Below are 3,903 nucleotides of genomic sequence, written 5' to 3'. Positions count from 1 at the left end.
TTTTTTTAAAGCCAGCAACTCAGCATTCCAGGGCAACAGTGTTTCCAGCTTTTCCAGCGTGTCTGCGTCAGCAATGTGTTTCAGCACATGGTGGATGTAGGCCGAAGGCTCCAGACTATTCGCCTTCGCTGTTTCGATCAGAGAATAGCAGGTGGCGCTGGCATTCGCGCCTTGCGAGGTATCGGCGAACAGCCAGGCCTTACGACCCACGGCGAAGGGCCGGATGGCGTTTTCGGCCAGCACGTTGCTGATCTGTAAGTCACCGCGTTCGCAATAGCCTGTCAGGGTATCCCACTGGTTCAGGGTATAGTCCATCGCCTTGCGGGTGAGCATGCCCTTCATCACCTTTGGCGCATTTTTCTCCAGCCAGGCTTTGAAGGCGTTCAGCAGCGGCAGGCTCTTTTCCTGACGAATGCGATAACGCTCGGCACCGCTCAGGTCCCGGGCGGCTTTTTCAACCGCATACAGCTTTCGGATGTGGCTCAAGGCCACGTCGGCTTTCGAGGGTTTGCCTTTGGTAGGTGCAGCCCGGGACGCTTCCACGAACTTGCGGCGAGCGTGATCCCAGCAACCAATCCGGGTCAGTTTGTTCTCGCGGCACACCTGCCCATAGCCGGAGTAGCCATCGGCTTGCAGGATACCCTGGAAGTCATCCAGCAGGCGCACGGGTACCTTGCCACCGCGAGAGGGGTCGTATTCGAACAGAACCGAGGGCTTGCCGGGTGGGCCGCCCCGGGTCACCCACATCCATTTATCCGATTGGGCTTTTTTGCCGTCTTCCTTGAGCACCTGGATCCGGGTTTCATCAGCCTGTAGGTAATCGCTGCCGTTCTGGGCTTCCCGCATCAGGTTGATCAACGGCTTGAACACATCGTTCAGGCGGATGATCCAATGCGCCATGCTGGTTCGACTGACTTCGTGACCCAGGCGTTTGAGCATCTGCTCCTGCCGGTACAGCGGCAAGCCGTCGGCGTATTTGGAGGTAATGAGGTAGGCCAGCAGTGACGGTGTCGCAATGCATTTGCCCAGCGGGTGGGCCGAACGAGGTGCTGCCACAATGCGTTCCTCGCCATCCTGTTCGAAGACGGCTTTTTCCTGCCAGTATTCCAGCACCTTCAACTGAGCGGGAATGTACTCCAGCTCTTCCTTCACCTTGGTGAAGAAGGTCTTGCTGGCTCCGGCTTTCTCTTCGTCGCTGAGCGTCAATTCGATGCGCTCGCGCAGCAGCTGATCGGAGAAGCCGCGCTGACGGCGCTTGCGGGAGCGAGGGGGTGCGTCGGCCTCTTCGACATCCTCAGGCAGTTCATCGCGCAGCTCGTCAATCCCGACTTCCAGTTCGGCTTCATCGAACAGGGTGATCTGGTTGGGCTGCTTTTCGCTGCTGGCTGCGAACTGCTGGATCTTTTTGTAGCGCAGTAACTCTTCGAGAAGGGCGATGTAGTTGTCACGACGCTCTATGGTTTCGTCGCGCTCTTTCAACTGACGCTGGAGAATGTCATCTTTCGCAGCCAGTTGTTCTTTCAGGTTACTGATAACAGCCATCATTTCAGCGGTGGAGAGACCACTGAGATCGGGTGTTTTGGAGGCATTATCAGGCGTTGTTTTCATGGCAAAATTATAGCAAAAACAACGCCCTTACACACTAAAAAACACCACAAAAAACCGCTATCCAACGCTCTCGTAATGCAGGGTTTTATGGCCTCGCAACAACGTAATGTCGTAGCCGTCCAGCAGCCAGTTGATCTGCTCGCCCGTCAGTGACATCAGGTCATCGGACGGGCCTGGCCACTTGAACTTTTCCTCGGCCAGGGCCTTGTAATAGAGTACGAAGCCGTTGTCTTCCCACATCAGGCACTTGATCTTGTTCCGCTGCCGGTTGGTGAAGGCGTAGAGGGCACCGGAGAACGGACTGTGTCCCAGCTCCCGCTCAACAATCAGGGCCAGGCCGTTGGCCTGCTTGCGGAAATCAATGGGCTGACGATACAGGTAGATCTCCGGCAGATCCCAGGATGGGCGCAGGTATCGGTGGCGCATCACAGCTGCCTCAGCACCGCACCCAGCAATTCAATGTTGCCCGCATGCAAGCCGGTAATCGACACACCACCGGGCAGAGAAACCCTTAGCCCATCGGGTGTTCCTGAGTCAGGAGCCGCCGTGACTCTGGCAAACCCCGACGATGCAACCTCGTTTAATTCAGGTTCGCTGTGCGTCAGTTTCTTTCGCCAATACACAAACCGGCAATAGGTCAGCGATTGTTGTTTGCAGTAAGCCATTCCAGAAAGGCCGGACGCCTGCCAGTCCGTGATACGCTGCTGCCAGATCTGTTCTCGTTGAGTGTGAACCATGCTGACTTCCTCTATTGTTGGTGAGGAAATCAGTGTCGGCAATCTTGGGGCTGGGGTGTAGGTGCTGATTTAAAGTCGCTTACGAAGCGCAACGTGGACGCCGGCACGCCAGACCGTTTAGCGACTTCAGCGATATCCATAAACACTCCTTGACCTCAAGTTGACTTGAAGTTGTACGATCTCAACAACGCGAAATCAAGAGGAATAAAGGACGAGTTATGAACCAACTACTTTTTATCGCATTCATAGGCATCGGAGCGACGGCTGTAACGGACTTGTGGGGGATCGTACGCAAGACACTGCTAGGCATTCCGCCCCCAAACTACGGGATGGTAGGACGCTGGATTGCCCATATGGCTCACGGGCAATTTCGCCACGACTCTATTGCAGCATCGTCTCCCAGGCGTGCGGAACACTTCATAGGGTGGGTAGCCCACTACCTGATTGGCACGGCCTTCGCTGCCTTACTCATTGGTATCTGGGTACGGTCACTGCTTTCTTCTTTCAGGTTATTTATATTTTTGCTACCTGATTCGGCATAAGCGACCCAGCGCAGAAATGCTGAGATGGCATAAAAATCGTATTTCTCGAATACTTTTGGGAAGTCCTTTTTCTTAAACTTGCACCTTCGGAGAAGCCAATGCAGGCAGGGGTTATCTTTCCCGATCGTGGAGAACGGTTTGCCACAGAGGTAACACGCATCTCTTTCATAATGCTCTAGAAAATCCTGATACTCGGCTTCGTATTGCTTTCTTTGAGCCTCGAAGTGAGCCAATGACTCTTCCTGAGAAAGCTTACCTATTGAAGCCTTGATTCCTTCAGCTTTGTCTTTGAGATCAATGCTCATCGGTTTTCCTTGAATACCTAACGCCAATATTCAGCGGCGGCTTTTGCGTAGCGAAGAAAAGGCCGTCCGGTGGAGGCCCATCAGGGCCGCAACGAACTGGAATGATTTATTATGCGGCAATGGCATTCACTGCAGCCGTTACTGCTTTTGCAGAATATCCCAGCGATTCCAGGACTTCCCTGAGGACCGCCTGCTTCTGCGAGGTTGGCGAATTCGTCATGGCCCAATATGGCGAGCCAGGGATTTGCTTAGGCTGTGTAGTGTTCCCAGATTCTTCAATTTCCTTCTTGGACTTCGCGAAGTATGTTCTTCCACGACCCCGGATGGATAGAACTAAGTCAAACTCTCCCTTCTTTTGCATATAGACAGCACCGAGAATTTCTACAAACTTCCCAACTACTCCGCGGGCGTGTTTGACTTTGGAAGAATTGAGAACCTCTTCTAATTCATGAGTTTCCTGAGCCCGAGTGGGTGATCCACCGAGGGCCAGCTCTCTCCGCAAAACGTCTGATGGGGACTCGTTGAAAGTCTGTACTTTTTTTAGCAGGTAATCGTAGATATCTTTTTCTATTTCGTAAGCGCCTTTAAATCAGCACCTACACCCCAGCCCCAAGATTGCCGACACTGATTTCCTCACCAACAATAGAGGAAGTCAGCATGGTTCACACTCAACGAGAACAGATCTGGCAGCAGCGTATCACGGACTGGCAG

At 53.4% G+C, this 3,903-nt stretch carries 6 protein-coding genes; 1 reads left to right on the top strand and 5 read right to left on the bottom strand.

Translation table 11 applies throughout. The annotated features are described in order from the left end of the window. The 3 genes from tnpC to tnpA form a co-directional block, all read right to left on the bottom strand. Positions 1–1,608, bottom strand: a 1,608-nt coding sequence (tnpC, locus tag RKE50_RS00900; RefSeq protein ID WP_350033612.1) for an IS66 family transposase, incomplete at its 3' end; no start/stop codon positions are given. Between the two features lie 57 nt (positions 1,609–1,665). Further along, positions 1,666–2,034, bottom strand: coding sequence for an IS66 family insertion sequence element accessory protein TnpB (tnpB, locus tag RKE50_RS00895; RefSeq protein WP_075194881.1), 369 nt, complete (start codon positions 2,032–2,034; stop codon positions 1,666–1,668). Next, complete coding sequence (gene tnpA / locus RKE50_RS00890; protein WP_075194880.1) at positions 2,034–2,345, bottom strand: IS66 family insertion sequence element accessory protein TnpA; 312 nt, start codon at positions 2,343–2,345, stop codon at positions 2,034–2,036. Before tnpA ends, tnpB begins: the two co-directional genes overlap by 1 nt. 218 nt (positions 2,346–2,563) lie before the next feature. Between tnpA and RKE50_RS00885 the strand changes: the two genes are divergently transcribed. Then, positions 2,564–2,887 (top strand): DUF2938 family protein, encoded by a 324-nt coding sequence (locus RKE50_RS00885; protein WP_350033611.1) that lies wholly within the window; start codon positions 2,564–2,566, stop codon positions 2,885–2,887. On the opposite strand, the gene RKE50_RS00880 is transcribed toward RKE50_RS00885, so the two are convergent. After that, positions 2,782–3,192 carry a hypothetical protein gene (locus RKE50_RS00880; protein ID WP_350033615.1) on the bottom strand — a complete coding sequence of 137 codons (411 nt, stop codon included), beginning with the start codon at positions 3,190–3,192 and terminating at the stop codon, positions 2,782–2,784. The two genes, RKE50_RS00885 and RKE50_RS00880, sit on opposite strands and share 106 nt — an antisense overlap. Positions 3,193–3,301: 109 nt before the next feature. Beyond that, a complete protein-coding gene (locus RKE50_RS00875; RefSeq protein WP_350033613.1) occupies positions 3,302–3,763 on the bottom strand; it encodes a hypothetical protein in 462 nt (153 codons plus the stop codon). Positions 3,764–3,903 lie beyond the last annotated feature (140 nt).

Source organism: Pseudohaliea sp. (assembly GCF_040217025.1).
Taxonomy (GTDB): domain Bacteria; phylum Pseudomonadota; class Gammaproteobacteria; order Pseudomonadales; family Halieaceae; genus Pseudohaliea.
The sequence above is the reverse complement of the archived record's forward strand: the minus strand, read 5'-3'. Positions and strand labels throughout refer to the sequence as shown.

What these genes read in the sequence shown, in the direction of transcription:
- tnpB (WP_075194881.1), bottom strand. Translation starts at nt 2,034, where the DNA reads ATGCGCCACCGATACCTGCGCCCATCCTGGGATCTGCCGGAGATCTAC.
- tnpA (WP_075194880.1), bottom strand. Translation starts at nt 2,345, where the DNA reads ATGGTTCACACTCAACGAGAACAGATCTGGCAGCAGCGTATCACGGAC.
- RKE50_RS00885 (WP_350033611.1), top strand. Translation starts at nt 2,564, where the DNA reads ATGAACCAACTACTTTTTATCGCATTCATAGGCATCGGAGCGACGGCT.
- RKE50_RS00880 (WP_350033615.1), bottom strand. Translation starts at nt 3,192, where the DNA reads ATGAGCATTGATCTCAAAGACAAAGCTGAAGGAATCAAGGCTTCAATA.